Source organism: Paractinoplanes rishiriensis, from assembly GCF_016862375.1.
Lineage (GTDB): Bacteria > Actinomycetota > Actinomycetes > Mycobacteriales > Micromonosporaceae > Actinoplanes > Actinoplanes rishiriensis.
In genome coordinates, this window is record NZ_BOMV01000169.1 from 1 (window position 1) to 1,099 (window position 1,099).

At 56.1% G+C, this 1,099-nt stretch carries 1 rRNA gene; it reads right to left on the reverse strand.

Annotated elements, in window-relative coordinates:
- Positions 1–1,099, reverse strand: a 23S ribosomal RNA gene (locus Ari01nite_RS49440); the annotation flags it as partial.

Consider the following 1,099-nt stretch of genomic DNA (forward strand, 5'->3'; position numbering starts at 1 on the left):
GGTTCGTCTTGGGCGTTCCTACGCGGGTACGGGAATATCAACCCGTTATCCATCGACTACGCCTCTCGGCCTCGCCTTAGGCCCCGACTCACCCAGGGCGGATTAGCCTGGCCCTGGAACCCTTGGTCATCCGGCGGAAGGGTTTCTCACCCTTCATTCGCTACTCATGCCTGCATTCTCACTCGTGCAACCTCCACGGCTAGGTCACCCTGCCGCTTCCCTGGTAGCACGACGCTCCCCTACCCATCCACACGACTGCACAACAACCTCAAGGATCATCGCGGATCAAAATGTGAATGCCACAGCTTCGGCGGTGTGCTTGAGCCCCGCTACATTGTCGGCGCGGAACCACTTGACCAGTGAGCTATTACGCACTCTTTAAAGGATGGCTGCTTCTAAGCCAACCTCCTGGTTGTCCATGCGATCCCACATCCTTTTCCACTTAGCACACGCTTAGGGGCCTTAGCTGGTGATCTGGGCTGTTTCCCTCTCGACTACGAAGCTTATCCCCCGCAGTCTCACTGCCGCGCTCTCACTTACCGGCATTCGGAGTTTGGCTGATTTCGGTAAGCTTGTAGGCCCCCTAGACCATCCAGTGCTCTACCTCCGGCAAGAAACACACGACGCTGCACCTAAATGCATTTCGGGGAGAACCAGCTATCACGGAGTTTGATTGGCCTTTCACCCCTAACCACAGGTCATCCCCCAACTTTTCAACGTTGGTGGGTTCGGTCCTCCACGCAGTCTTACCCACGCTTCAACCTGCCCATGGCTAGATCACCCCGCTTCGGGTCTAGAACATGCGACTCAAACGCCCTATTCAGACTCGCTTTCGCTACGGCTACCCCACACGGGTTAACCTCGCCACATGCCACTAACTCGCAGGCTCATTCTTCAAAAGGCACGCCATCACCCAAACAAGTCAGGCTCTGACGGATTGTAGGCGAACGGTTTCAGGTACTATTTCACTCCCCTCCCGGGGTACTTTTCACCATTCCCTCACGGTACTCGTCCGCTATCGGTCACCAGGAAGTATTCAGCCTTACCAGGTGGTCCTGGCAGATTCACAGCAGATTCTAGGAGTCCACTGCTACTCGGG